General features: G+C 69.1%; 27 protein-coding genes and 1 pseudogene. 11 read left to right on the top strand and 17 right to left on the bottom strand.

Features of this window, described 5'->3' with window-relative positions; genetic code table 11:
- The 3 genes from A5692_RS18685 to A5692_RS18675 all read left to right on the top strand — a co-directional run.
- On the top strand, positions 1-357 hold a 357-nt coding region (locus A5692_RS18685), incomplete at its 5' end, for an exodeoxyribonuclease VII large subunit (protein ID WP_369830304.1).
- Complete coding sequence (locus tag A5692_RS18680; protein ID WP_067916819.1) at positions 347-595, top strand: exodeoxyribonuclease VII small subunit; 249 nt, start codon at positions 347-349, stop codon at positions 593-595. The genes A5692_RS18685 and A5692_RS18680, both read left to right, overlap by 11 nt.
- Positions 596-656: 61 nt before the next feature.
- The gene (locus A5692_RS18675) at positions 657-1,769 is read left to right on the top strand and encodes an NAD-dependent epimerase/dehydratase family protein (RefSeq protein WP_068058510.1); all 1,113 of its coding nucleotides are present in this window, start codon (positions 657-659) and stop codon (positions 1,767-1,769) included.
- A gap of 7 nt (positions 1,770-1,776) precedes the next feature.
- Here the strand turns inward: A5692_RS18675 and A5692_RS18670 are convergent, their stop codons facing one another.
- From A5692_RS18670 to A5692_RS18660, 3 genes are read right to left on the bottom strand one after another with little or no spacing between them, the layout of a single operon-like run.
- Positions 1,777-3,312: a carboxylesterase/lipase family protein gene (locus A5692_RS18670; protein ID WP_068058508.1), complete on the bottom strand. Its 1,536-nt coding sequence runs from the start codon at positions 3,310-3,312 to the stop codon at positions 1,777-1,779.
- Between the two features lie 7 nt (positions 3,313-3,319).
- Positions 3,320-4,117: a dienelactone hydrolase family protein gene (locus tag A5692_RS18665; protein ID WP_068058506.1), complete on the bottom strand. Its 798-nt coding sequence runs from the start codon at positions 4,115-4,117 to the stop codon at positions 3,320-3,322.
- 13 nt (positions 4,118-4,130) lie between these two features.
- The gene (locus A5692_RS18660; protein WP_068058504.1) at positions 4,131-4,841 is read right to left on the bottom strand and encodes a DUF4245 domain-containing protein; all 711 of its coding nucleotides are present in this window, start codon (positions 4,839-4,841) and stop codon (positions 4,131-4,133) included.
- A gap of 55 nt (positions 4,842-4,896) precedes the next feature.
- Between A5692_RS18660 and glpX the strand changes: the two genes are divergently transcribed.
- From glpX to A5692_RS18645, 3 genes are read left to right on the top strand one after another with little or no spacing between them, the layout of a single operon-like run.
- The gene (gene glpX / locus A5692_RS18655) at positions 4,897-5,949 is read left to right on the top strand and encodes a class II fructose-bisphosphatase (RefSeq protein ID WP_067916828.1); all 1,053 of its coding nucleotides are present in this window, start codon (positions 4,897-4,899) and stop codon (positions 5,947-5,949) included.
- A gap of 38 nt (positions 5,950-5,987) precedes the next feature.
- Positions 5,988-7,400 (top strand): class II fumarate hydratase, encoded by a 1,413-nt coding sequence (locus tag A5692_RS18650; protein ID WP_067916831.1) that lies wholly within the window; start codon positions 5,988-5,990, stop codon positions 7,398-7,400.
- Positions 7,401-7,416: 16 nt separating this feature from the next.
- Positions 7,417-8,343, top strand: a complete 927-nt coding sequence (locus A5692_RS18645; RefSeq protein WP_068058501.1) for a hypothetical protein — start codon at positions 7,417-7,419, stop codon at positions 8,341-8,343.
- 25 nt (positions 8,344-8,368) lie between these two features.
- On the opposite strand, the gene A5692_RS18640 is transcribed toward A5692_RS18645, so the two are convergent.
- From A5692_RS18640 to glyA, 5 genes are all read right to left on the bottom strand, one after another.
- Positions 8,369-9,826 carry an adenylate/guanylate cyclase domain-containing protein gene (locus tag A5692_RS18640; protein WP_082962860.1) on the bottom strand — a complete coding sequence of 486 codons (1,458 nt, stop codon included), beginning with the start codon at positions 9,824-9,826 and terminating at the stop codon, positions 8,369-8,371.
- An 85-nt stretch (positions 9,827-9,911) separates the two neighbouring features.
- A complete protein-coding gene (locus A5692_RS18635) occupies positions 9,912-10,787 on the bottom strand; it encodes a polysaccharide deacetylase family protein (RefSeq protein WP_067916835.1) in 876 nt (291 codons plus the stop codon).
- 92 nt (positions 10,788-10,879) lie between these two features.
- On the bottom strand, positions 10,880-12,181 hold the full coding sequence (locus A5692_RS18630) for a PhoH family protein (protein WP_055404939.1): 1,302 nt from the start codon (positions 12,179-12,181) through the stop codon (positions 10,880-10,882).
- Between the two features lie 220 nt (positions 12,182-12,401).
- Positions 12,402-13,229, bottom strand: a complete 828-nt coding sequence (locus A5692_RS18625) for an acyl-ACP desaturase (protein WP_067916837.1) — start codon at positions 13,227-13,229, stop codon at positions 12,402-12,404.
- 96 nt (positions 13,230-13,325) lie between these two features.
- Entirely contained in the window at positions 13,326-14,606 is a 1,281-nt protein-coding gene (gene glyA / locus A5692_RS18620; RefSeq protein WP_067916839.1) for a serine hydroxymethyltransferase, read from the bottom strand.
- 113 nt (positions 14,607-14,719) lie between these two features.
- Between glyA and coaA the strand changes: the two genes are divergently transcribed.
- Complete coding sequence (gene coaA / locus A5692_RS18615; protein WP_068058499.1) at positions 14,720-15,658, top strand: type I pantothenate kinase; 939 nt, start codon at positions 14,720-14,722, stop codon at positions 15,656-15,658.
- 16 nt (positions 15,659-15,674) lie between these two features.
- On the opposite strand, the gene A5692_RS18610 is transcribed toward coaA, so the two are convergent.
- From A5692_RS18610 to A5692_RS18600, 3 genes are all read right to left on the bottom strand, one after another.
- A complete protein-coding gene (locus A5692_RS18610; RefSeq protein ID WP_068058497.1) occupies positions 15,675-16,100 on the bottom strand; it encodes a hypothetical protein in 426 nt (141 codons plus the stop codon).
- A gap of 241 nt (positions 16,101-16,341) precedes the next feature.
- On the bottom strand, positions 16,342-17,712 hold the full coding sequence (locus A5692_RS18605; protein WP_068058495.1) for a hypothetical protein: 1,371 nt from the start codon (positions 17,710-17,712) through the stop codon (positions 16,342-16,344).
- 39 nt (positions 17,713-17,751) lie between these two features.
- Positions 17,752-18,540 (bottom strand): (2Z,6E)-farnesyl diphosphate synthase, encoded by a 789-nt coding sequence (locus tag A5692_RS18600; RefSeq protein ID WP_067916848.1) that lies wholly within the window; start codon positions 18,538-18,540, stop codon positions 17,752-17,754.
- Between the two features lie 163 nt (positions 18,541-18,703).
- Here A5692_RS18600 and A5692_RS18595 point away from each other — a divergent pair, with 163 nt between their 5' ends.
- Positions 18,704-19,480 carry a hemolysin III family protein gene (locus A5692_RS18595; protein WP_068058493.1) on the top strand — a complete coding sequence of 259 codons (777 nt, stop codon included), beginning with the start codon at positions 18,704-18,706 and terminating at the stop codon, positions 19,478-19,480.
- Between the two features lie 5 nt (positions 19,481-19,485).
- Here the strand turns inward: A5692_RS18595 and A5692_RS18590 are convergent, their stop codons facing one another.
- From A5692_RS18590 to mca, 4 genes are read right to left on the bottom strand one after another with little or no spacing between them, the layout of a single operon-like run.
- Positions 19,486-19,857: a nuclear transport factor 2 family protein gene (locus A5692_RS18590; protein WP_068058490.1), complete on the bottom strand. Its 372-nt coding sequence runs from the start codon at positions 19,855-19,857 to the stop codon at positions 19,486-19,488.
- Between the two features lie 11 nt (positions 19,858-19,868).
- Positions 19,869-21,881: a thioredoxin domain-containing protein gene (locus A5692_RS18585; protein ID WP_068058488.1), complete on the bottom strand. Its 2,013-nt coding sequence runs from the start codon at positions 21,879-21,881 to the stop codon at positions 19,869-19,871.
- Positions 21,868-22,173: a hypothetical protein gene (locus tag A5692_RS18580; protein ID WP_068058486.1), complete on the bottom strand. Its 306-nt coding sequence runs from the start codon at positions 22,171-22,173 to the stop codon at positions 21,868-21,870. The genes A5692_RS18585 and A5692_RS18580 overlap by 14 nt, the downstream gene beginning before the upstream one ends.
- Positions 22,170-23,042, bottom strand: a complete 873-nt coding sequence (gene mca / locus A5692_RS18575; RefSeq protein WP_068058485.1) for a mycothiol conjugate amidase Mca — start codon at positions 23,040-23,042, stop codon at positions 22,170-22,172. The genes A5692_RS18580 and mca overlap by 4 nt, the downstream gene beginning before the upstream one ends.
- Positions 23,043-23,155: 113 nt before the next feature.
- Here mca and A5692_RS18570 point away from each other — a divergent pair, with 113 nt between their 5' ends.
- Positions 23,156-23,590 (top strand): DUF4307 domain-containing protein, encoded by a 435-nt coding sequence (locus A5692_RS18570; RefSeq protein ID WP_068058482.1) that lies wholly within the window; start codon positions 23,156-23,158, stop codon positions 23,588-23,590.
- A 220-nt stretch (positions 23,591-23,810) separates the two neighbouring features.
- The gene (gene greA / locus A5692_RS18565) at positions 23,811-24,305 is read left to right on the top strand and encodes a transcription elongation factor GreA (protein WP_007168983.1); all 495 of its coding nucleotides are present in this window, start codon (positions 23,811-23,813) and stop codon (positions 24,303-24,305) included.
- Between the two features lie 11 nt (positions 24,306-24,316).
- Here the strand turns inward: greA and A5692_RS18560 are convergent, their stop codons facing one another.
- Positions 24,317-25,477, bottom strand: a complete 1,161-nt coding sequence (locus A5692_RS18560) for a cystathionine gamma-synthase (RefSeq protein WP_068058481.1) — start codon at positions 25,475-25,477, stop codon at positions 24,317-24,319.
- 48 nt (positions 25,478-25,525) lie between these two features.
- A complete protein-coding gene (locus tag A5692_RS18555; protein ID WP_369830305.1) occupies positions 25,526-25,951 on the bottom strand; it encodes an RDD family protein in 426 nt (141 codons plus the stop codon).
- 34 nt (positions 25,952-25,985) lie between these two features.
- Between A5692_RS18555 and A5692_RS29965 the strand changes: the two are divergent.
- Positions 25,986-26,057: pseudogene (locus tag A5692_RS29965) on the top strand (hypothetical protein); the annotation flags it as partial.

Genomic DNA, 26,057 nt, shown 5'->3' with positions numbered 1-26,057 from the left:
CGCGAACAACGCGCCCTGGCCCAGGTCCGCAGCCGGCCGGTGCTCGCCGAACCGTTGAGCGCACTGACGGCGCGCGCCGACGAGATCCACCGCGCCCGCTCGGCGATCCGCCGCGACATCACCCGCCTGGCCGCCGCCGAGACGGAGCGCGTCGGTCACCTCAGCGCGCGGCTGGCGACGCTGGGCCCGGCGGCGACACTGGCCCGCGGCTATGCCGTGGTGCAGGCGGTGCCGGCCTCCGGGCCGCCGGTGGTGCTGCGGTCGACGGCCGATGCCCCGGCGGGCAGCCGGCTGCGGGTCCGGGTTGCCGACGGCGCGGTCGTCGCCGTGAGCGAGGGGCCGACCGATGGCCGATAAAGTGCCCGACAAAGGAGACCAGTCAATTACGCCCATTAGTAGCCTGGGCTACGAAGCGTGCCGTGACGAGCTGATAGAGGTCGTCCGTCAGCTGGAGCAGGGCGGCCTGGATCTAGATGCGTCGCTGACGCTATGGGAAAGGGGCGAGGAACTCGCAAGACGCTGTGAGGAGCACTTAGCTGGCGCCCGCAAGCGGATCGAGGATGCGCTCGCGGCCGGCCAGCCGGACGACGCCTGATTTGGCCATTCAACGAAAGTTTGAGCCGTGACTTTTTTTCAAATTGGAACACGTTTCAGTTATGCTGCGGCCCATGGCTGATGCATCACTGACCACCGAACTCGGCCGCGTCCTGGTCACCGGCGGCTCCGGATTCGTCGGCGCCAACCTGGTCACCACACTGCTGGACCGCGGGTATCGGGTGCGGTCGTTCGACCGTGCGCCGTCACCGCTCGCACCGCACCCGCAGCTGGAGGTGCTCGAGGGGGACATCACCGACACGGCGGTGTGCGCGCAAGCGGTGGACGGCATCGACACGGTCTTCCACACCGCGGCGATCATCGACCTGATGGGCGGCGCGTCGGTGACCGACGCGTACCGGCAGCGCAGCTTCGCGGTCAACGTCGGCGGCACCGAAAACCTCGTGCACGCCGGGCAGGCGGCCGGGGTGAAGCGATTCGTCTACACCTCGTCCAACAGCGTCGTGATGGGCGGCCAGAACATTCCCGGCGGGGACGAGACCCTGCCCTACACCGACCGGTTCAACGACCTGTACACCGAGACGAAGGTCGTCGCCGAGCGATTCGTGCTGTCGCAGAACGGTGTTGGCGGGATGCTGACGTGTGCGATCCGGCCCAGCGGCATCTGGGGCCGCGGGGACCAGACGATGTTCCGCCGGTTGTTCGAAAGCGTGATCGCCGGCCACGTCAAGGTGCTGATCGGCCGCAAGTCGGCGCGGCTGGACAACTCCTACGTGCACAACCTGATTCACGGCTTCATCCTGGCCGCCGAGCACCTCGTCCCCGGGGGCACCGCTCCCGGCCAGGCGTACTTCATCAACGATGACGAACCCATCAACATGTTCGAGTTCGCGCGGCCGGTGGTCGAGGCCTGCGGGGTGAGCTGGCCCCGGGTCCGGGTCAACGGCCCGATGGTCCGCGCGGCGATGACCGGCTGGCAGCGGCTGCATTTCCGATTCGGCATACCCGCTCCACTGCTCGAGCCGCTCGCCGTCGAGCGGCTGTATCTGGACAACTACTTCTCGATCGCCAAGGCGCGCCGCGACCTCGGCTATGAGCCGCTGTTCACCACCGAGCAGGCGATGTCGCAATGCCTGCCCTACTATGTCGACATGTTCCGGCGCATGAAGGACGAAGCGCAGCAAGGCAATACCGCCGCCAAGCCGACGGTCTGACCCGCCCTTACCGAAAGCCCACCATCTCACTGCCCCACGCGGCGCGGATGCGCGCGTCGACATCGCACGCGACGGTGTCACGCTTGTCGATGATCAGGCACGCGCGATCGGCCGCGCGGTAGGGCGTCCAGTCCGGCTCGCCGTCCGGACCCGCGGGCTCTGACCGTGCGGCGAAGTTTACCCACCTCGTCCGCATTCTCTTGGACACCGCCTTGGCGGTCGCGGCACCGCCGAGCTTCAGTGTGGGGTCCTTCGGACCGCCGAGATTGCCCCAGACATAAGGCAACTCGGTCGCGTGAGCGGCGTTGACCAACAGCAGCTTCAGCAGCGGGGTCGCGTAGTCGAAACGGTACAGATACACCGGGGCGACGCGGGAGTGCCCCTCGGCCAGCCACACCGACGGCATCCGGAACCCGACGTCGGTCGCGATGCTCAAACTCCTTGCCCTGCGCCGCAATCGCGAATAGGCCGACCCGATCTGCTCCTCGGTGGGCAGTTGCAGGTCGGGTTGTTCGGCGGCGATCTGATCGAACATCGACGTGATCGCGCGGGGGGTGATCGGCATCAGCCGTGAGCGCATCAACCGAAACAGCGCCGCCTCGTGCCGGTTGGTGCCGATGATCAACGGGACGGGAAGCGAGCGGCCCTCCTGCACTCGCTTGACCGGGTAGTCGTCCAGCAGCTCGCCGTCGATGATCGGGACGAACGCCAGAATCCCCGGATTACGCACGGGCACTTCGTCGAAGACCTCTTGGGAGGCGGCCAGCAGCACCGCGGTGGGCACGGTCGGCAACCGGTCCGCATCGACGTCGAGCCGCTCGAGGACCGTCTCGGCCACCCGCTCCGCCCTGCGCCGGTCGTACACCGACGTGGCCGGCGAGCTCTGGGCGATCGCGCGGGCGAACAAGCCCTCGGCTGCCGGGCAGGCCAGGAGGGTCGTCACGATCCCCGCACCGGCGGATTCGCCGAACAGCGTGACGTTGCGGGGATCCCCGCCGAACGCGGCGACGTTGTCGCGCACCCACGTCAGCGCCGCGAGCACGTCGCGCAGTCCGACGTTGGAATCGAACCGCCGCCGCGAGGTGGTGAATGACGACAGGTCCATGAAACCGAGCGCTCCGACGCGGTAATTGACCGTCACCACGACGACGTCGCCGCCGCTGACCAACCGGCGACCGTCGTACAACGCCTGGCTGCCCGAGCCCAGGACGTAAGCCCCGCCGTGCAGCCAGACCATCACCGGCTTGCGGTCGCCCGGCTGGGTGCCGGACGACGCCCAGACGTTCAGCCGGAGGCAGTCCTCGCCCTGCGGCGCGCCCAGCTCGAGCGGCATGTTGGGAAAGACGGGTTGCGGGCAGGCCGGCCCGTAGCGGGTGGCGTCGGCGACCTGGGTCCACCGCTGGGGCGGCTGCGGCGCCCGGAACCGCAGGTCGCCGACGGGCGGCGCGGCGTAGCGGATGCCCTTCCAGGTTCGGGCGTGGCCGAGGTCCGCGCCCCGGACCGGGCCGTAGCCGGTGTCGACGACGAGAGTGTCACTCGGCATGCGGTGCCTAGGTGAGCCTCTGGGTGAGGAACTCGATCACCCGCTTGCGGGCCTCGTAAGCCGGCTGTCCGTCGACTTCGCGAACCTCGTCGGTCAGCACCGAATGCGCCATCTTGCCGAAACCGCCCACGTTGCCCGGGCTCGAATCGATCTCGATCACCTCGAACGCGTCGCCCAGTCGCTGTTTGAGCACCGCAAAGCGTTCGCGGGGGACGGCGCTGTCCTCGCTGAACCGCAGGCCCATCGCGCACAGGCCGTCGTTCGCTGCGCGCTCGGCCACGGTGGCCAGTTCGGCTTCGCTCAGTCCCGGATCCTGGCGGCGCGCGCGACCCAGCGGCAGCGGTACCGACGGCTGGGAGAGCACCGGGGCCAGGACGGCGTCGTCGACCGCCGCGGCCAGCGCGAAGCCGCCCGTGAAGCATTGGCCGATCACGCCGACCCCCTTGCCCGGCGTCGACGCGTTCAGGTCACGCGCCAGCGCCCGCAGGAACAACGACACGGGCCGCTGCTTGTTCGTCGCGAACGCCGCGAATTCCTTTGCCACGCACGCCCGGCTGATGCTCGCGGCGATATAACCGACCGTCTTGGCCCTGCCCGGCTCGCCGAACAGCGACGGCATGGCGACGGTGAAGCCGTTGTCCACCAGATGATTGCCCAGGGCCAGCACGCCGGGATGGATTCCGGGGATCTCGGGGATCAGGACCACGCCCGGCCCGCTGCCCTTGCGGTAGACGTCATGGGTGTAGCCGCCGCCGGTGAACGGCGCCACCGACCATCCGGACAGATCCGCTTGGGGTGCAGTCACACTCGGCCCTTCCTCAGCGCGGGGGGAGCGGCGGTTGGGATTGCGTCGCCGAAGCCAGCGTACGGAACTGATCGGTGTTTCCGGCACCCGTAATCGCGATTTGGGTGGCGCCGGACGGGCCGGTGAGCCGGGTGGTCCACACCGGCTCCGCGTCCGCCCCGCTCTGGCCGGCGCCGTTGTAGACCACCCAGTTCGTCCCCGCGACGTCGACCGTTCCGGCCGGATACGCCGAGGAATGGATCGAACCCACCAGCTTGTCCTCGTCGGCGTTGCTCTGGGTGAGGCTCAGATACATTCCGGTCGGGCTGATATAGCCGACGATCGAGGTGGGCGCGTTCACCCGCTGACCGGTCGCCGGGTCGGTGCGGCCGCCCTGGATGCCGCCGCGGCTGCCCGAGTTGGCCTGCCAGCCGGCGGGCAGCTTGGGCAGCCGGACGGGGAAGCCGAGGGTCGCGGCATCGGCCCGCAGAGCTGTTGCCGCGTCGTAGGACGGCACCACACCCTGGTGGTTGCCGGGCTGAAACGAGCACATGCCCACCAGGCCCGCCAGCAGGATGCAGCCGAGCACCAACGGCATCAGCGACCAGAACATGTCGCGGCCGTCCTGCAACAACCGCGGTTTGGCGGGCCGTGGAACGGGCCCCGGCACGGCCCCGGCCACCAAGGCCGGCTCGCCCGTGACGGGGGCGTCCGAGCTGGCGTTCAGCGGCGACTCTTCGGTCATCCCCCGAGTATCCCAGTTCCAGCAGACCGATCCGCTTCTGGGACAATCACCAACCATGACAGTTGAGGGCGACGGCCCATCCGGACGGCCACGTGGTGAAGCCCCGGACCGCAACCTGGCCCTGGAACTGGTCCGGGTGACCGAGGCCGGTGCCATGGCCGCCGGCCGCTGGGTGGGCCGCGGCGACAAGGAGGGCGGCGACGGCGCGGCCGTCGACGCGATGCGCGAGCTGGTGAACACGGTGTCGATGCGCGGCGTCGTGGTGATCGGCGAGGGCGAGAAGGACAACGCGCCGATGCTCTACAACGGCGAGGACGTCGGCAACGGCGACGGCCCGGAGTGCGACTTCGCCGTGGACCCGATCGACGGCACCACGCTGATGAGCAAGGGCATGCCCAACGCGATCTCGGTGCTGGCGGTGGCCGAGCGCGGCGCGATGTTCGACCCTTCGGCCGTGTTCTACATGAACAAGATCGCCGTCGGGCCCGAGGCGGCCCATGTGCTGGACATCACCCAGCCGATCTCCGAGAACGTGCGCGCGGTCGCCAAGGCGAAGAACCTGTCCGTGCGGGACATGACCGTGTGCATCCTGGACCGCCCCCGGCACGCCCAGCTGATCGAGGACGTCCGGGCGACCGGGGCGCGCATCCGGCTGATCACCGACGGCGACGTCGCCGGGGCGATCTCGGCCTGCCGGTACCTCTCCGGCACCGACATGCTGGCCGGGATCGGTGGCACGCCGGAGGGCATCATCGCCGCCGCCGCCATCCGCTGCATGGGCGGCGCGATCCAGGCGCAGCTGGCGCCGAAGGACGACGAGGAGCGCCAGAAGGCGATCGACGCCGGCCACGACGTCGACCGGGTGCTGACCACCGAGGACCTGGTGTCCGGAGAGAATGTCTTCTTCTGCGCCACCGGGGTCACCAACGGCGACCTGCTCAAGGGCGTGCAGTACTACCCCGGCGGCTGCACGACGCAGTCGATCGTGATGCGGTCGAAGTCGGGCACCGTGCGCATGATCGAGGCCTACCACCGGCTCTCGAAACTCAACGAATACTCCGCCATCGACTTCACCGGGGACAGCACCGCCGCCTATCCCCTGCCCTAGACCGAGAATCACGCCTGAAACGACAAGGACAGTTACCTATGGCCTTTGATGCCACCGATACCGAATACCGCATCGAACACGACACCATGGGCGAGGTCCGGGTGCCCGCAAAGGCGTTGTGGCGCGCGCAAACCCAGCGCGCGGTGGAGAACTTCCCGATCTCGGGCCGCGGTTTGGAGCGCACCCAGATCCGCGCGCTGGGTCTGCTCAAGGGGGCCTGCGCACAAGTCAACAAGGACCTCGGATTGCTGGCGCCGGAGAAGGCGGACGCGATCATCGCCGCCGCCGCCGAGATCGCCGACGGCCTGCACGACGACCAATTCCCCATCGACGTCTTCCAGACCGGTTCGGGCACAAGCTCGAACATGAACACCAACGAGGTGATCGCGAGCATCGCGGCCAAAAACGGTGTCACGGTGCACCCCAACGACGACGTCAACATGTCGCAGTCGTCCAACGACACCTTCCCGACCGCCACGCACATCGCGGCCACCGAGGCCGCGGTGCGCCACCTGATCCCGGCGCTGGAGGTGCTGCACGACGCGCTCGCCGGCAAGGCCCGCGAGTGGCACACGGTGGTCAAGTCGGGCCGCACGCACCTGATGGACGCCGTTCCGGTCACCCTGGGCCAGGAGTTCAGCGGCTACGCCCGCCAGATCGAGGCGGGGATCGAGCGGGTGCGCGCCACCCTGCCGCGGCTGGGCGAGCTGGCGATCGGCGGGACCGCGGTGGGCACCGGCCTCAACGCCCCCGACGGCTTCGGCACCAAGGTGGTCGAGACGTTGATCGCCTCCACAGGTCTGGGCGAATTGCGCACCGCCGCCAACTCGTTCGAGGCGCAGGCCGCGCGCGACGGCCTGGTCGAGGCCTCCGGCGCGCTGCGCACCATCGCCGTGTCGCTGACCAAGATCGCCAACGACATCCGCTGGATGGGATCCGGCCCGCTGACCGGGCTGGCCGAGATCCAGCTGCCGGACCTGCAGCCGGGCAGCTCGATCATGCCGGGTAAGGTGAATCCTGTTCTGCCGGAAGCGGTTACGCAGGTGGCCGCGCAGGTGATCGGCAACGACGCGGCGGTCGCCGTCGGTGGTTTGAGTGGCGCATTCGAGCTCAACGTCTACATCCCGATGATGGCCCGCAACGTCCTCGAGTCGTTCAAGCTGCTGACCAACGTGTCGCGGTTGTTCGCCGAGCGATGCATCATCGGGCTGCGGGCCAACGTCGATCACCTGCGCGAGCTGGCCGAGTCGTCGCCGTCGATCGTGACGCCGCTGAACTCGGCGATCGGCTACGAGGAGGCGGCCGCGGTGGCCAAGCAGGCCCTCAAGGAACGCAAGACGATTCGCCAGACCGTGATCGACCGCGGCCTGATCGGCGACAAGCTGTCCGAGGAAGAGCTGGACCGCCGCCTGGACGTCTTGGCGATGGCCAAGGTCAAGCCGGAAGCCTAGGCGGGCTGGTGCAGCGATGACGGCTCCGCCCGGCGGCCCCTACGATCAGGGCCCCTACGGCCAGGGTCCCTACGGCAACCCGTATGGGCAGCAACCGTATTGGGGAGGCCAGCCGCAGGGCGGCCCGCAACCGTACCCGCCGACCGGCCCCTACCCGTATCCACCGCCGGGGTATCCGCATGCCGGGCAGCAGTTCCCGCCCGGGCCCTATCCACCCGGGCCGCCACCGGGCGGCCCCGGCTCGAAGCTGCCGTGGCTGATCATCGGTGGTCTGGTCGTCCTGGCCGTGATCGCGCTGGTGGCCACCCTGATCGTGATGCGGGGCGGCAGCCACGGCAAGTCCCCGACCGCCGCGCCCTCGACGTCCAGCACCACCGCCAGCCAGCCGAGGGGTCAGCAGACCGCCACCGATTGCACCCCTAACGTGTCCGGCGGCGAGATGCCCAGGACGGACTCGATCACCGCAGGCAAGCTGTCGTTCCCGGCCTCTGCCGTGCCCCCCAACTGGACGGTGTTCTCCGACGACCAGGACCCGAACCTCACCGGAGCGGTCGGCGTCGCCCAGGATGTGCCGGGCGCCAATCAGTGGATGATGACGGCCGAGGTGGGCGTGACGAACTTCGCGGCCAGCATGGACGTCACCGCCCAGGCGTCGAAGTTGCTGCAGTGCATCGCCAACGGGCCGGGCTATGCGAACGCGTCGCCGACGCTGGGCCCGACGAAGACCTCGTCGATCACCGTCGACGGAACCAAGGCGGCCCGCGCGGACGCCGACGTCACGATCGCCGACCCCAGCCGCAACGTCAAGGGCGACTCCGTCACCGTCATCGCCGTCGACACCAAGCCGGCCACCGTCTTCATCGGCAGCACGCCCATCGGTGACACCGCGTCGGCGGACATCATCGGGCGGATCATCGCCGCGCTCAAGGTCAACAAGTCCTGAGCCGGCTCCCGGCGGCCAGTCCAAGCTAGCCGGCCGGCGCCGAGACGTGGGTGGCTTCGGACCGTCCCCGCAGGACGGTGGAATAGCACTCCGCCCAATGCCTTCCCTCGGCTTCGCCGGCCCGCTCGATGGCCGCCGCCGCGCACAGGATGCGCCGGTCGGCGGTCTTGGCGAGATCGGCCAGCCGGGCGGCCTCGTTGACCGCGTCGCCGATCACCGTGTACTCATAGCGGTTCTCGGCGCCGATGTTGCCGGCGAAGACGGGGCCGGCCGAGACGCCGATGCCGAAATCGACCGGCAGCCGGCGCAGCTGGGCGCCCAAGGCGCGGGCGGTGGCCAAGGCCGCCGACGCCGGCTCGCCGGCCGGTAGCGGCACCCCGAAGACGGCCAGCGCGGCGTCCCCGGCGAATTTGTTGACCAGCCCCCGGTTTTCGTCGACGGTGCCGACGACGATGCGGAAGAAGTCGTTGAGAACCTCGGCGACCTCCTGCGGGGGACGGCTTTCCGCCAGCTGCGTCGAACCCACCAGGTCGATGTAGAGGACCGCCGCCTCGACCACGTCTCCCGACAGTGTTGCGCCCTCCTCGAGGGCGCGCTGGGCGACGTCGGTCCCGACGTGGCGCCCGAACAGGTCGCGCAACCGCTCCCGCTCGGCCAGCCCGGCCACCATCCGGTTGAATCCCGTTTGCAGACGCCCGATCTGGGACCGTTCATATGCCCCGACGTAGGTTCCTATGCGGCCGCGCTCGACCTCCGCCATGGCGTCGACGACCTCCCCCAGCGGGTCGGAGATGGATCGCGCCGTCAAGATCATGGTCGGCAGCCCGAGCACCAGCGCGGCCAGCGCGACCACCAGGATCGGGACATCCAGCGACGCGGACTTCTCGATCAGCCATCCGTAGGAGCGAAGCACGACCAGCGTCGCGATCACCCCGATGGGGAAGGCGCTGGACAAGAACCACAGCAGGACCAGACGCGCGTACACCCCGGGCACGGCCAACCGTGGCTCACAGCCCAGGGTGGCGGCGCGCATGATGGGGCGCAGGACGCGCTGCGCCAGCAGCATCGCGGTACCGGCGGCGGCCGGCCCGCCCAGCAGCGCGCCGAGCGCAATGGGCAGCAGCAGCTGGGCCCCGCCACCGAGATTGAGCAGCATGAAGATGCCACCGCTGGCGGCCCATGCCCCGAACAGGATGGCCGACTGGCGCCCGGGCAGCTTCAGCGCGATTTCCCGCTGCTGCTGGTCGGGTTCGGCCCCGGACGCGTACCAACGCAGCGTCGGGGTGATGCTCAGGACGCCGGCGGACGCGACGGCGGCGATGCCCAGCAGAACGAGCGCCACCACCGCCGCCGGATTGGTTTGGGCGAAGTCGACGTTGGCCGCGACGGAGGTGTGGCCGCGCAGCGGGATCAGGATAGCGGCCGCCTCGACGACGGCCAGCACGTACGAGCACGCGAGGTCGGCCCCGTATTCGATCGCCAACCGGCGGGCGGACTTTCGCTGCCCCACCGGCGCTTGCGGGCGCCACTTCCCCAGCCGAGTGGCCACGCGTGCCCGCAAGCCCGTGCTAGGCACCGTTGTTCGGCCCGCCGGAGTTCTGGCCCGGGATGTCGGTGATCGGGAAGTTGGGCATCGGCTTGGGCGACGACGTGTTGGGCAGCGTCGGGATGTCGCCGGGCGGGATGTCGTGGAGTTCGTTCGCGGGTGGCCCGTTCTCGCGGCTGCCGTAGCTGCTGCCCGGCGCCCGGGGGCCCAGGAGTTCGCTGACCGTCACCATCCGGTAGCCGTTGGCCTTGAGCACCGGGATGAACTGGTAGATCAGGTCGACGGTGCTCGAGTAGGTGTCATGGAACAGCACCACCGAACCCGGCTTGGTGTAGGTCATCAGCATGTACCGCGTCGCCGCCGTGTTCGAGTCGTTCGCCCAGTCGAAAGGGATGACGTCCCAGAGGATTTCGGCGAGCCCGAACTTGGCGGCGGTCTGCCGGACCGCGTCGGTGGACAGTCCGCCGGCAGGCCGGTAGATGGAAGGCGTCCGCCCGGTGGCGGCGGTGATCGCGTCGTTGGCCTTGGCGAACTGGGGCGCGATGTCCTCCGGTGGGATCGTCGCCATGTTGGGGTGCTCCCAGGTGTGGCTGCCGATCTCCATCCCCGCGTCGGCCACCTGCTTGGCCCCCGCGGGGTTGGCCGCCACCTTGTTGCCGATCTCGAAGAACGTCGCCTTGGCGTCGTTGTCCTTCAGGATCTGCAGCAACCGGGCATCGAATGGGCTGGGCCCGTCGTCGAAGGTCAGCGCCACACACTTGACCACCGCGCAGCTGAGGTTGTCGGCGCGCGTCACGTGACCGGTCAGTCCGCCGATCACCAGCACGGCGACGGCCGCGACGACACCGACCACCGTGCGCCAATAGCGCCAGGCCTGGTTGTCGGGTCTTTTCGGCACGGTAAGAGCCTACCCACCGCGAGACTGCAGCTAGCGACGTGTTTCGCGAGTGGAGGCGTCGCGGAATACAGTTTCGCGGCCCACGAGGCGCGTCACTGCGGTCCGGCGATCTCCTCGAGCATCTCGGTCACCAGCGCCGCAATCGGTGACCGCTCGCTGCGCAACAGGGTGATGTGGGCGAACAGCGGGTGACCTTTGAGCTTCTCGATCACCGCGGCGACACCGTCGTGCCGGCCGACGCGCAGGTTGTCGCGCTGGGCGATGTCGTGCGTCAGCACCACGCGCGACCCCGCGCCCAGCCTGGACAACACCGTCAGCAACACGTTGCGCTCCAGGGACTGGGCCTCGTCGACGATGACGAACGAGTCGTGCAGCGAGCGGCCCCGGATGTGGGTCAGCGGAAGCACCTCGAGCATGCCGCGGGACAGCACCTCCTCGAGCACGGCCGGGCTGGCCAGGCCCTCGAGCGTGTCGAAGACCGCCTGCGCCCAGGGACCCATCTTTTCGCTCTCGCTGCCGGGCAGGTAGCCCAGCTCCTGGCCGCCCACGGCGTACAGCGGGCGGAAGACCACGACTTTGCGCTGGGTCCGCCGTTCCAGCACGGCCTCCAGGCCCGCGCACAACGCCAGCGCCGACTTCCCGGTGCCGGCCTTGCCGCCCAGCGAGACGATGCCCACCGATTCGTCGAGGAGCAGGTCGAGCGCCACCCGCTGCTCGGCGGAACGGCCCCGCAGGCCGAACGCCTCGCGGTCGCCGCGGACCAGCTGAACCCGCTTGTCGGCATTGACCCGGCCCAGCGCGTGCGAGCTGCCGCCGAGCAGGCGAATACCCGTGTGGCAGGGCAGGTCTCGCGCCTCGGCCAGATCGATCTCGCCCTCGGCGAACAGCGCGTCGATGTCCTCGGTGGCCGTCTCGATCTCCCGCATCCCCGACCACCCGGAGGCCACCACGTCTTGCGCGTGATACTCGTCGGCGGCCAGCCCCACGGCGGCGGCCTTGACGCGAAGCGGAATGTCCTTGCTGACCAACGTGACTCGCTTGCCCTCGGCGGCCAGGTTGGCGGCGCAACTCAGGATCCGGCAGTCGTTGTTATCGCTGCGGAAACCGGCGGGCAGCACCGCGGGGTCCGTGTGGTTGAGTTCGACGTGCAGCGTGCCGCCTTGCGCCCCAACGGGAATGGGCTGATCGAGCCGTCCGTGCACGAGCCGGAGGTCGTCGAACAGACGCAGCGCCTGCCGGGCGAACCACCCCAGCTCGTGGTGATGCCGTTTGGCCTCCAGTTCGCTGATCACCACCAGCGGAACCACCACCTCGTGCTCGGCGAACCGGCTGCACGCCCACGGGTCGGACAGCAGCACGGAGGTGTCGATCACGTAGGTCCGGATTTCGGTCACGTAGCGCTCCTCGAGCGGGATGAGCCCGCGCGGACCCGCACAGGCATGTCGGCGGGAACTGCGACACCAGGACCGGGGCCGGTCCTTCCGTTGTGGTGACGGGAGGTGCCGCCCTGGCAGCAGAGCATGACGCTGACCATCGAGATCGACGCTACTCTCGTCGCCGCTTCGCAGCAGCGCAGGCGCGCCGACGACTAAGTCGCCACGCGCGAAGATCGGGCTAGCCGATGACGAACTGCTTGAGGGCGGGCTCGTCGGCCACACCCCATGCGGTGATGCGATCCGAGATCGCCTGCCGCAGCTGCTGTTGGTCGAAGATGCCCGCATCGGCGACGTTGCGCAGCTTGTCCCGATAGGAGTCGATGTCGGCGCCCGGCACCTGCAGGTCGGCCGCGCGTGCCGCGATGGCCGCGATGGTCTCGTCGCGGGTGTACTGCAGGCAGTGCTCGACGAGGTTGGAGAAGAACAGCTCGTGGCGCCGCTCGTCGCGCGCGATCCGGTCGATCAGCCCGGCCAGGATGGGCTCCTCGAGCTGCGCCGCGAGGTTCTCGCAGAAGACGGCGTGCGTGCGCTCGGTGAACGCCATGTACACCAGGGTTTCGACCTGCGTGTAGGTGTCGGCGCGGTAGCCCTTCATGACGTACTGGACCCGGGCCTCCTCGTTGGCGGTCGGGTCGACCTCGCGGGTGACCACCAGGTACTCGCGCAGCGCAATCGCGTGCAGGTGCTCCTCGGCGGTCCAGCGGCCCAGCCAGCGGCCCCACCAGTCTTCGAGGATGAAGTGCTCGACGAGCTCACGGTGATGGCCGGCGAGGTTGTCCTTGAGCAGCAGCAGGATCTCGCAGGCGTCCGTGTACTTCCGGGGCAGCGTCGCGTCGGACGGTTCCCAGTCACGTCCGCCCAGGAATGCGAAGTTCTCGCCCCGGTCGAACGGCACGTAGTCGTGAGCGAACCAGAGTTCCTCGGTGCTCAGATGCCGGTCCATGTTGGCTTCGCACACCGGCTCGAGTTCCAGGGTCAGCGCGTTAGCTACAGGTTTCTGTGCCATGCGGTTACTGTAACTTGCATACACAGGTTCGTGAAATCGCTTGCGCCGTGTCGCGACAACTGGTGACTTTGGTCCCCAAACCGGTCCGGCCCGCGGTCAGCGGTCGACCAGCGTCCACTCCTCGAGACCGCCGTACAGCGGGAAATCCCTGGCCAGCCGCGTCACCCGCTGCCGCAGCGCGGACAGGTCCGCGGCGGTCCCCGCGGCCAACGCTGTGGCGATGACGTCGGCGACCTCGGCAAACTCGGCATCCCCGAAGCCGCGGGTCGCCAGCGCCGGCGTGCCCACGCGCAGGCCCGACGTCACCATCGGCGGCCGCGGGTCGTTGGGAACCGCATTGCGGTTGACCGTGATGCCGATCTCGTGCAGCAGGTCCTCGGCGGCCTTGCCGTCCAGCGGGGAGTCGCGCAGGTCCACCAACACCAGGTGAACGTCGGTGCCGCCGCTGACCACCGACACACCGGCCTTGGCCACGTCGGGGGCGGTCAACCGTTCGGCGAGGATCCGCGCGCCGGACAGCGTGCGCTGCTGCCGGTCGGCGAACTCGGGCGTGCCGGCGATCTTGAGCGCGACGGCCTTGCCCGCGATGACGTGCATCAGCGGGCCGCCCTGCTGGCCGGGGAACACCGCGGAGTTGACGGACTTGGCGTACTCCTGCTTGCCCAGGATCAGGCCGGAACGCGGGCCGCCCAGCGTCTTGTGCACGGTCGTGGACACCACGTCCGCGTGCGGCACCGGCGACGGGTGCAGCCCGACGGCGACCAGGCCCGCGAAGTGCGCCATGTCCACCCACAGCTTGGCGCCGACCTCGTCGGCGATCGACCGGAACGCCGCGAAGTCCAGGATCCGCGGGTAGGCCGACCACCCGGCGATGATGACCTGCGGCCGAAACTCGAGGGCCTTGGCCCGCACCGCGTCCATGTCCACCAGGTGCGTCACGGGATCCACACCGTAGAAACCGGTTTCGTAGAGCTTGCCGGAGAAGTTCAGCTTCATCCCGTGGGTGAGGTGCCCGCCGTTGGCGAGGTCGAGGCCCAGCAGCCGCTCCCCCGGCGTCATCAGCGCCTGCAGCACCGCGGCGTTGGCCTGCGCGCCCGAATGCGGCTGCACGTTGGCGAAATCGGCGCCGAAGAGCGCCTTCGCCCGGTCCCGGGCGATGTTCTCGACGACGTCGACGTACTCGCAACCGCCGTAGTAGCGCCGGCCAGGCAGGCCCTCGGCGTACTTGTTGGTCAGCACGCTGCCCTGGGCCTGCAGCACCGAACGCGGCACGAAGTTCTCGGAGGCGATCATCTCGAGGGTGTCGCGCTGGCGGCCCAGCTCCTTGCCGAGCAGCTCGGCGATGTCGGGATCGACCGCGGCGAGCGGCGCGGACATCACGGACGTGGAGGGACGGGCGTCGGGTGCAGCAGTCACGGCGCCAGTCTATCCAGCCACGGTTTAGCCAGCCCAGCCGTCGGGCGCGCGTCCGCCCCTGCGACACTTGCAGTATGCCGCGGCTGAGCGAGCCGAGCCCCTATGTGGAGTTCGACCGAAAGCAATGGCGCGCGCTTCGCATGTCGACGCCGCTGGCCCTCACCGAGGAGGAACTGGTCGGGCTGCGCGGTCTCGGTGAGCAGATCGACCTGCTGGAAGTGGAAGAGGTCTACCTGCCGCTGGCCCGGCTGATCCACCTGCAGGTCGCCGCCCGCCAGCGGTTGTTCGCCGCCACCGCGGAGTTCCTCGGCGAGCCGCAACAGAATCCGGACCGGCCGGTGCCGTTCGTGATCGGCGTGGCCGGCAGCGTCGCGGTCGGCAAGTCGACCACCGCCCGCGTCCTGCAGGCGCTGCTGGCCCGATGGGACCACCACCCTCGGGTGGATTTGGTGACCACCGACGGCTTCCTATACCCGAACGCCGAACTCGATCGACGAAACCTGATGCACCGCAAAGGTTTTCCGGAGAGCTATAACCGCCGGGCGCTGATGCGGTTCGTGACCTCGGTGAAATCGGGATCCGACTACGCCTGCGCGCCCGTGTACTCGCACCTGAAATACGACATCATCCCCGGCGCCAAGCACGTCGTCCGCCATCCCGACATCTTGATCCTGGAGGGCCTCAACGTCCTGCAGACGGGTCCGACCCTGATGGTGTCGGACCTGTTCGACTTCTCGCTCTATGTGGACGCCCGGATCGAAGACATCGAGCAGTGGTACGTGTCCCGGTTCCTGTCACTGCGCGGCACGGCGTTCGCCGACCCGGAATCGCACTTCCATCACTACTCGGCCCTCAACGACACCAAGGCCGTCGCGGCCGCGCGGGAAATCTGGCGGTCCATCAACCGGCCCAACCTGGTCGAGAACATCCTGCCGACCCGCCCCCGGGCCACGCTGGTGCTGCGCAAGGACGCCGACCACTCCATCAACCGGCTGCGGCTGCGCAAGCTCTAGGTGGCGACCGCCGCGGTCACGCCGTCTCGAGGCGGCGCAGCCCCAGGTACTGCAGTCCCGCGAAGGCCGCGGTGTACACGCCGCCGGCCAGCGCCGCGGCGATGCCGGTCGCGGACAGCGGCAGCACTTCGGCGGCCACGATCGCTGCCAGGGTGAACACCACGTTGGCCGCCACGACGCCGATTCCGACGCGGCGCAGGTTCGGCGCCGCCGCCAGCAGGAACACAGCCAGCCCGGCGAACACGAAGAAGGCGCCGAGGCTGTATTCCTGCAGCGAGGTCAACCCCGTCAGCGACGACAGCGGGTCGGCGAGAAAGGCGATGACCAGACCGCACAGTCCCGTGAAGGTGGCGTCGGCGCGCATGGCGAAACGCAACAGCGAGTCGGTCGCGTCGTACAGGGGTCGGGTTGCCAGACCGGGTGCGCCAGATGCAGACATCATGTGATTACTCCTCGCGATGGCGATTTGGGTCGAACATCAGCGTGCTACCGGTGCACCTGCAATATCGACTCGTGGCACTGCCAACTACTGCCACGGAAACAAGGACGAGGGTGTGGGCCCGGCTATTCCCTTCGGGGAGCACCAATCCGAATCGTTATTCGACAAACGCCAGTCTGGCGTTCACCCGCCCCACCAGTCACAAGATGCGAGGGCATGACGTTGTGCCCGCCTCCGAGCAAAGTCAGTCGGAGGGCACCGGGATCCGCCCGCGCAGGTCCGCGGCGATCAGCCGGGCCGCGGCGTTCTGCCAGTTGTGCAGCGAGCGCTGCGGGACCTCGGTGACCAACCAGTGCCAGGCCTGGCGGGCGGTCGGATCCAATCCGGCGGCGGTGGCGTTCTGCGCGTACGCGCGCACGCCGACGACATACGGGAAATACAGCGAGTTGTAATGGCGCCACTGCTCGGTGGTCCCGAAATCGCCGGCGTCGCGCGGTTTCAGCCGCCCGATCGCGTCAGCGAGGACCGCCTTGAGTTCGTTGGCCCGCTCCAGCGGATGGTCGGGCGCGCCCCGTGCGGCGAGCCGCTCGTCGATGACCGGCAGCGCGGTCAACGGGCTGGCGACCAGCTTGGTCAGGTCGCCGTAGTGGCCCAGTGCCCGGCGGGTGAGCCTGGCGAAGGTCTGGTCGTCGACGTCGACCAGGGGATCGGCCGAACGCAACGGCAACGCCGCCCCGGTGTGCCGCAACGCGGCCCGGTCGGCGCGCAGCGCGGGCGACTTCGAGAAAGCCATCCGGTCGAGCGCGCCGGCCAGCGGGTCGGCCAGCACCTGCACCGCGATGGCGATCGCGAGGCTGCTGAACAACAGCACGGCCAGCACCGTCCGCCCGGCGGGCTCATCCCGCGTGACCGCCAGACCGATCAGCGCCTGGCCGCCGAACAACACCGCCACCGCCGTCGAGCCGGTGAACGAGCGCAGCATGTCGGCGCGCAGCGCCTGGCCCTCGTCGAACGCGTCCCACAGGGCGACGGCGAGCCCGAGCGAGAGGACGTCGATGCTCGTCGACGCGAGCGCCACCCAGCTGGGCACCAGGCCCAGCGGAATGATCAGAATGGCGTTGCCGAGCGCGAAGAACAGGGTGGCGACGACGGCGAGCCCCACGGCCGAGCGGGGGCGGCGCGGCTGCCGCAACGCGACGGCCATCGCGCCGAACGTGGACAGCGAGATCACGGCGAACATCAGCCAGTGGCCCGTGCGCAACGGACCCTCGACGCTGCCGGCCAGCATCGCCCCGAACAGGGTCAGCGCGGCGACCCCCGCCACCAGCAACACCTCGCGGGTGCGCGCCCGCCCGCCGTCCCTGGGCCGGGACAGCTCCACGAGCACCGCGAACCACGCCACGCCGGGAATGGCGACCAGGTAGATCTCAATGCGACTGAGCAGGTGCGCGTAGGCAGGGCTGGTGTTGCGCACCGCGTCCAGCGCGACCACCAGCGCGAAACCGCACAGTCCGATCGCCGCCATCACCAGCACCGGCTTGCGCGGATCGCGGGCCAGTAGGTACAACCCGAGCCACCCGCTCAGCGTGAACACCACCGCCGACAGCGCAGCCATGCTGACAGTTTGGCACGGACTGACTTGCGTGCCGACCCGCTACTTGCCGTACCTGCGGTGCCGCCGGCTGTAGTCGCGCAGCGCGCGCAGGAAGTCGACGCGGCGGAACGCGGGCCAGTGCGCTTCGGTGAACCACATCTCCGAATAGGCGCTCTGCCAGAGCAGGAACCCGGACAGGCGTTGCTCCCCCGACGTGCGGATCACCAGGTCGGGATCGGGCTGCCCGGAGGTGTACAGATTTTCGGAGATGCCGTCGACGGTCACCGCGTCGATGAGTTCCTCGGCGGAGGCACCGTTGGCGAGTTCCTTGCTCAGCAGCGCCCGCACCGCGTCGACGATCTCGCGGCGGCCGCCGTAGCCGACCGCGACGTTGACGTGGAACGGCGCGACCACGGGCGTCGACTCCACCGCGTCGCGCAGCCGCCGGGCCGGCTCCTCGCCCAGCAACTCCAGATCGCCGACGGTGCGCACGCTCCAGCGATTGGCCGGTGCGCAGATCTCCTCGACGACATCGGTGATGATCTCGATGAGTCCCGCCAGCTCGTCGGGGTCGCGTTGCAGGTTCTCGGTGGACAGCAGGTAGACCGTGGTCATCTCGATGCCGGCTTCCTGGCACCAGCGCAGCATCTCGGCGATCTTGACCGCACCCATCCGGTAGCCGTAGCTGACGTCGGCGTAGCCGGCGTCGCGGGCCCAGCGCCGGTTGCCGTCGCACAGGACGGCGATGTGACGCGGCAGGTCGGATTTCGAGGAGGCCAGATCCTGCCTCAGCCGCAACTCGTAGACGCGATACAGCGGCTCTTTGAGACGCGGCGGGATAATTTCCACGGAGATTCAGCCTACTGCGAGCCGCACCGAATTCCCCTGCGATTTCGGCCCGGTTTCGCGCCGGTCACCGGGCGGCAGACACCATGCGGTGCCGATTGCCGATTACTGTTGACGGTGATCAGCCACTGGCAATTGCCGACCTGCAAGACAAGGCACAGGAGACATGAGCAGCCAGACGAGCACGTCTGCCAATCCGGAGCGTTCGGATCGCGAATCCGAAGCCATCACCCCCGGCAACACCATCGAACAGCTGGTCGAGGGCGCCGCCCACGTCCTGACCAAGCCGCGCATGCGCGGCTGGATACACTTCGTCTCCGCGTGGCTGGCGATCATCACCGGCGCCACGCTGGTGTCGGTCTCGTGGGCCGCGTCCTCGCCGCGCGCGGGTCATTCGACGCTGGTCTACGCGGCGGCGACGGTGGCGATGTTCGCCGTCAGCGCCACGTACCACCGGGTGCAGTGGACGTCCGACGCGGCCCGCAATCGCATGAAGCGGCTCGACCATTCGATGATCTTCGTGTTCATCGCCGGCAGCTACACGCCGTTCGCGCGCCTGGCCATGCCGCAGCAGACCGGGGTGCAGGTGCTGTGGATCGTGTGGGGCGGCGCAGCGGCGGGCATCCTGCTCAAGGTGTGCTGGCCGTCGGCCCCGCGCTGGCTGGGTGTGCCCCTCTACCTGGTGCTGGGCTGGGTGGCCGTCTGGTACTGCCCGACGATCCTGCACACGGCCGGGGTGGCCGCGATGGTGCTGCTGGCCGTCGGCGGCGTGTTCTACAGCATCGGTGGGATCTTCTACGGGCTGCGCTGGCCCGACCCGTGGCCCAGGACGTTCGGCTATCACGAGTTCTTCCACGCCTTCACCGCGATCGCGGCGATCCTGCACTACATCGCCATGTGGTTCGCCGTGTTCTACGTCGGCCACCAGGCCTGGCTGCACTGAACCGGCTACAGGTGCGTGACGTCGGCGGGTGACCAGTAGGCCTTCATGTGGGCGACCTTGCCGTCCTCGTCGAACGCCATCACGTCGATCGGCTCGATCACCATCCGGTGCTCCCCCGCGGTGACGGTGAGGCGGAAATGGAAAGCCGCCTCGTTGCCCGCGACCCGCAGCGTCACCAGTTCGCATTCGCGCTGCACATCATTGACCGCGGAGTAGAAGCCGTGGATCGCCTGGCGGCCGATGTGCACCTCGCCGCCGACGGGGTCTTCGACGGTGGCGTCGTCGGCGTAGAGCTCGACCAATTCGTCGGGGCCACCCTTGGCGACCAGTTCGATGTAGCGGTGGACCGTGTCGGTGATGTGTTGGGCGCTCGGCATGAAGGGTCACGCTACCGTGGCGCGGCCAGCGCCCCCGCGAGGTCTTCGGCGGTGGTGACCGGCAGGTCGCACACGCGGCCCCGGCACACGTAGGCGGCGTCGGCGCCGGCCACCCGGTCCCGCCCGGCCAGCAGTCCCGACGAGTCCTTCTCGCCGCCCACGACGATCCCCCCGCCGGGCACCAACCGTCGCGCGTCGGCCAGCAGCGAAGACCGCGACGGGTCGCAGGCGACCGCGATCTGCAGCGGGCCGCGAACAGCGGCCTCCGCCACGGCCAGCCAGTGGCCCGCCGAACGCGGCGCGCGGTCCAGCAACACCGCATGCGCGTTCAGAGCGTCGGCCGCCGCGCGCAGATACCGCTCCGCGCGCTCCCCGTCAACCAGGTGCGCCGCGGTCAGCAGCGCCTCGGTGATGCTCGACGCACCCGACGGGGTGGCCCCGTCCAGCGGGTCGGCGGGCCGAAGCATCAACCGTTCGGCGTCGTCGGCGGTGTCGAACCAGCGGCCCGGCTGCTGCGGGACGGCGAAGTGCCGCAGCGCGGTGTCCAGCAGCTCGACCGCCGCGCCCAGCCACTCCGCGTCGGTGTCCAGCTGATAGAGCGCGAGCAGGCCGGTGGCCAGCATCGCGTGGTCCTCGAGGATGGCGGCGCTGTCCCCGACGACCCCGCCGAGGCTGGCGCGCCGCAGCCGCCCGTCGACCAGGTGCAAGCCCAGCAGCGCGGTCGCGCAGTCCCGGGCGGCGCGGGCCAGCTCGGGCTCGCCGAGGGCCACGCCGGCCTCGGCCAGCGCGGTGATCACCAGCCCGTTCCAGGACGTGACGACCTTGTCGTCGCGGCCGGGCTGAGCCCGGGCGCGCCGGGCCGCCAGCAGCGCGGCACGGACCCGTCCGGCGCGTTGCGGGTCATCGGGGTCGGCGGGCAATTGCAGCACCGAGGCCCCGTGTTCGAAGGTGCCCGCCACCGTGACACCGAAAAGCGTTGCGGCCCAATGGGCGTCGTCAGGCCCGAGCACCTCGGTGAGCTGCCCGGGCGTCCAGACATAGGTCGAGCCCTCGCGTCCGTCGGCGTCGGCGTCCAGCGACGACGTGAACATGGCGCCGTCGGCGAGGTCGTCGAGCAGAAAACGCGCCGTCTCGGCGGCGACCCGGCGCGCCAGCGGATCACCGGTCCGCCGGGCCCAGTGCGCATAGGCGCGCAGCAACAACGCGTTGTCGTAGAGCATCTTCTCGAAATGCGGCACCACCCAAGCGTTGTCGACGCTGTAGCGGGCGAACCCGCCGGCGAGTTGGTCGTAGATGCCGCCGCGCGCCATCGCGTTGCCGGTACGCGCGACCGCCTCCAGCGCGGGCGCAGACCCGGTGCGCTCGTAATGGCGCAGCAGCGCCTCGAGCATCGCCGACGGCGGGAATTTTGGTGCGCCGCCGAAGCCGCCGTGCGCGGTGTCCTGCTCTTCGAGCACCGCGGCGACCGCGTGGTCACACAGTGCCGGTGCGACGTCCGGGCCACCGGGGGGCAGCCCGGAAACCATCGCGCGCAGCTCGCCGGCAATGTGGTCGGACGCCTGCTCCACCTCGCCGCGGCGCTGTTGCCACGTGGCGGACACCGCCGAAAGCAGCTGCAGGAAGCCGTCTTTCGGGTAGTAGGTGCCGCAGAAGAAGGGCCGGCCGTCGGGCGTCAGGAAGCACGTCATCGGCCATCCGCCGTGTCCGGTGAGCGCCACGGTGGCGTTCATGTACACCGCGTCGAGGTCCGGGCGTTCCTCCCGGTCGACCTTGATGCAGACGAACCCGGCGTTCATCGCGGCGGCCACCTCGTCGTCCTCGAACGACTCGTGGGCCATGACGTGACACCAGTGACAGGCCGCGTAGCCGATCGAAAGCAGGATCGGCACGTCGCGTTCGGCCGCGGCCGCCAGCGCCTGTGCGGTCCACTGCTGCCAGTGCACCGGGTTGTCGGCGTGCTGGCGCAGATACGGGCTGGTGGCCAGTCCGAGGGTGTTCGTCGCCGCAGCGTCAGCCGGGCTCATCACCGGGCCCCGGTGAACGCTCCGATCCGTTCGCCTGTCCCGGCGGATGTCCGTCGGCCTCGTCGACCGCGTCGGTGCCCTCGTCGGCGGCCTGGTCGGGCTCGGGGTGCTTGGGATCGAACGACTCGGGCACCTTCTTCAGTTGCCGGTTCATCGATCGCAGCAGCAATAGCGTGGCAATCAACAGCACCACGACGATCAGCAGCCCGATCGGGCTGGCCTTGCCGAAGTCCGGGCCGGTGTGCTGGGGCGGGGCGTCGGCCAACGCACTCGCCATCAAGAGGTGGTTCACCCGTCGATCTCGATTCCGGCGAACAGGTCGTCCTCGGGCAGCCGGACGGGGACGCGCGAGCGCGCCAGCTCGAACTCCTCCGTCGGCCACAACCTCTGCTGCCACTCGATGGGCGCGGCGAAGAAGTCGTGCTCGGGGTCGATCTGGGTGGTGTGCGCCCGCAGCGCGTCGTCGCGCTGGCTGAAGTAAGCCGAGCACTCGACGCGCGTCGTGACCCGGGACTCGAAGGGGTCGTGCGAGGCGTCCCAGTGCTCGAGCCACTTCTTGAACGGGGGTTCGTGACCGTGCTTGACGGCCTCGTCGTGCAGCAGCTGCATCCGCGCCCGCAGGAACCCGTGGATGTAGTACAGCTTGGACACCGCCCACGGGTCGCCCGCGTCCGGAAACCGCCGATAATCCCCGGCGGCCTCGAAAGCGCCGACCGAAACCTGGTGGCAGCGAATGTGATCGGGATGCGGATAGCCACCGTTCTCGTCGTAGGTGGTGATCACGTGCGGGCGGAACTCGCGGACCACACGCACCAGCGCCTCGACCGACTCCTCCAGCGGCACCAGCGCGAAGCATCCTTCGGGCAGCGGGGGTGGGGGGTCGCCTTGAGGCAGGCCGGAGTCGACGAAACCCAGCCAATGGTGGTCGACACCGAGGATCTCGGCGGCCTTCGCCATCTCGTCGCGGCGGATCTCGGCGATGTGGCCGTGCACCTCGGGCAGGTCCATCGCCGGGTTGAGAATGTCGCCGCGCTCACCGCCGGTCAGCGTCACCACAAGCACCCGGTGGCCCTCGTCGGCGTAGCGGGCGAGGGTGGCCGCGCCCTTGCTGGACTCGTCGTCGGGGTGGGCGTGCACCGCCATCAACCGCAGTTCGCTCACGTGCCCCCTTGTCGGTCTGCTGGTCGCCGGATACGACCTATAATTCCAGTTCTTCAGATCGTTGCATGCCGCCGGCCTCCGGCCGGCGGCCGACCGCTCAGGCATACCCAGGCATGACCGAAACCTCTCCCTCGCGTCCGGAGGCCCGCTACGGGCGTTCCGGGCGCGCGCGTGTGCCCAGGCGTTGGGTGATCGGCGGGCTGGGAGCGCTGGTGGTGGCGGCCGGCCTGGTGATCGCCGTCGTCGGCTACCACCGGCTGGGCACGAGTGCCGTCACGGGCTCGCTGGTCGGCTACCGGGTGCTCGACGACGAAACCGCATCGGTAACGATCAGCGTGACGCGATCCGATCCGTCGCGGCCGGTGGACTGCATCGTGCGGGTCCGGGCCAAGGACGGCAGCGAAACGGGCAGGCGCGAAGTGCTGGTCCCAGCCTCCGATGCGGCCACGGTGCAGCTGACCACCACGGTGAAGTCCAGCAAACCACCGGGGGTGGCCGATATCTATGGGTGCGGCACCGACGTGCCCGCCTATCTGCGGCCGGCGTGACCCCGTAACAACAGCCGAACTGCGAATTTGGAGTCATCAATTGTTTGCGCGGTGGTAACATGGGTGAATGCACGGTTCCTGATGGGACCGTGTATTGCTGCATTAAGGCCGTGAGCAGAACGGATCGGCAGCACACGGGAGGCAGACCCGGATCACTCCGGCGGCGGGGTCAACAGGCTTACGCGGTTACGCGAAACGAGAACACGAGGAGCACGACAAGATGACGGACACTTCGGTGACGTGGCTGACCCAGGAGTCACATGACCGGCTGAAGGCGGAGCTCGATCAGTTGATCGCTAATCGTCCGGTCATCGCCGCGGAGATCAACGACCGCCGTGAAGAAGGGGACCTGCGCGAGAACGGCGGTTACCACGCCGCCCGTGAAGAGCAGGGCCAGCAGGAGGCACGGATTCGTCAGCTGCAGGACCTGCTCAACAACGCCAAGGTCGGCGAGGCGCCCAAGCAGTCCGGCGTCGCGCTGCCCGGCTCGGTGGTCAAGGTGTACTACAACGGCGACAAGTCGGACACCGAGACGTTCCTGATCGCCACCCGCCAGGAGGGCGTGAACGACGGCAAGCTCGAGGTGTATTCGCCAAACTCACCGCTGGGCGGCGCGCTGATCGACGCCAAGGTGGGCGAGACCCGCAGCTACGTCGTGCCCAACGGCAACACCGTCGAGGTCACGCTGGTCAGCGCGGAGCCCTACCACTCGTAGGCCGCTCGTGGTCAGCCCAACGCCTGGTCGAGGTCGGCCAGCAAGTCGGCGACGTCCTCGATGCCGACCGACAGCCGCACCAGGTCGTCGGGCACTTCCAGTTGCGAACCGGCCGTCGACGCGTGCGTCATGGCGCTGGGGTGTTCGATCAGGGACTCGACGCCGCCGAGCGATTCGGCCAGGATGAACACCTCGGTGCGGGCGCACAGATCCCGCGCCGCTTGCCGGCCGCCCCGCATGCGCACCGACACCATGCCACCGAAGCCACGCATCTGCCTGGCGGCGACGTCATGCCCGGGGTGGCCGGGCAGACCGGGGTACAACACGGTGCTCACAGCCGGATGTCCGGCCAGGAATTCGGCGACTGCCGCGGCGTTTTCGCTGTGCCGCTGCATCCGCAGCACCAGTGTCTTCAGCCCGCGCATGGTCAGGTAGGCGTCGAACGGGCCGGGCACCGCGCCGGCCCCGTTCTGCAGGAACGCAAAGGCCTCGTCCAGTTCGGCGTCGTCGGTGATCAACGCGCCGCCCACCACGTCGGAGTGGCCGCCGATGTACTTGGTGGTCGAATGCAACACCACGTCCGCGCCCAGCGTCAACGGCTGTTGCAACGCGGGCGACGCAAACGTGTTGTCCACCAACACCTTTACCGACGACTGCTGGCCGATCTCGGCTAAGGCCGCGATGTCGGCGATGGACAGCAGCGGGTTGGTCGGCGTCTCCACCCAGATCAGGCGCGTCTGCGGGGTGATCGCGGCCCGGACGTCGTCCAGGCCGGACAGCGCCACCGGCGTGTAACGAATCCCCCACTGGGTGAACACCTTGTCGATCAACCGGAAGGTGCCGCCGTAGGCATCGTTGGGGATGATGACGTGGTCGCCGGGCCGCAGCATCGCCCGCAGCGCGCAGTCGGTGGCGGCCATGCCGGAACCGAACGCGCGCCCGTAACCGCCACCTTCGACGGCGGCGAGCGAGGCCTCCAGCGCGGCGCGCGTCGGGTTGCCGGTGCGCGCGTATTCGAACCCGCCGCGCAGCGCACCGACGCCGTCCTGGGCGAACGTGCTGCTGGCGTAGATCGGGGCGTTGACCGCCCCGGTCGCCGGGTCCGGCCGGTAGCCGGCGTGAATGGCCTTGGTGGCGAGTCCGGTGAAGTGTCCGTGTCGGTCGGCGCTCATCGACGCCCAGCCTAGGCGACGGCCACCCCGGCTACTTCGCGCGCACGACTAGCTCGGCCGCTCCTCGGTTCCGTCGAACGGCAGGCAGACCGTCGTCATGATCTTGTCCGCCAGCGTCTGCCGCTTCGAATCCCACAGCGGGAAAAGGAACCCGATGAAGCAGATGATCGCGTCGACGAAGTGGGCCAGGGAACGCACCACCGACATGCCGAAACCGATCGGCCGGCCGGTGACCTCGCTGACCACCTTGAACTTCATCACCGACTTGCCGACGCTGGATCCGGTGATGCCCTGGCGGTAGCCGTAGTTCCAAATCAGATAGACCAGGCCCACCAGCGATGCCAACCACTGCGCCGCCATGCCGATGGTCGAGTTCTGTGTGGCGCAGTACTGGTTGACCGCGTACTGCGTGACGTCGGTGATGCACGACGTCTGCTGTGTCGCAACGAGGATGCCCGTCCCGATTCCGTGCACAACCGCGTACGGGAGGATGTCGATGATGAACGCCACCACCGGTGAGGAGATCTGGGCCGACACCGACGGCAAGGTCACCCACTTCGTCGCCGGCATCGGCACCGGC

This window comes from Mycobacterium sp. E342 (assembly GCF_001667665.1).
In the GTDB taxonomy this organism is placed as follows: domain Bacteria; phylum Actinomycetota; class Actinomycetes; order Mycobacteriales; family Mycobacteriaceae; genus Mycobacterium.
This window is presented reverse-complemented; position numbering and strand designations above follow the sequence as displayed.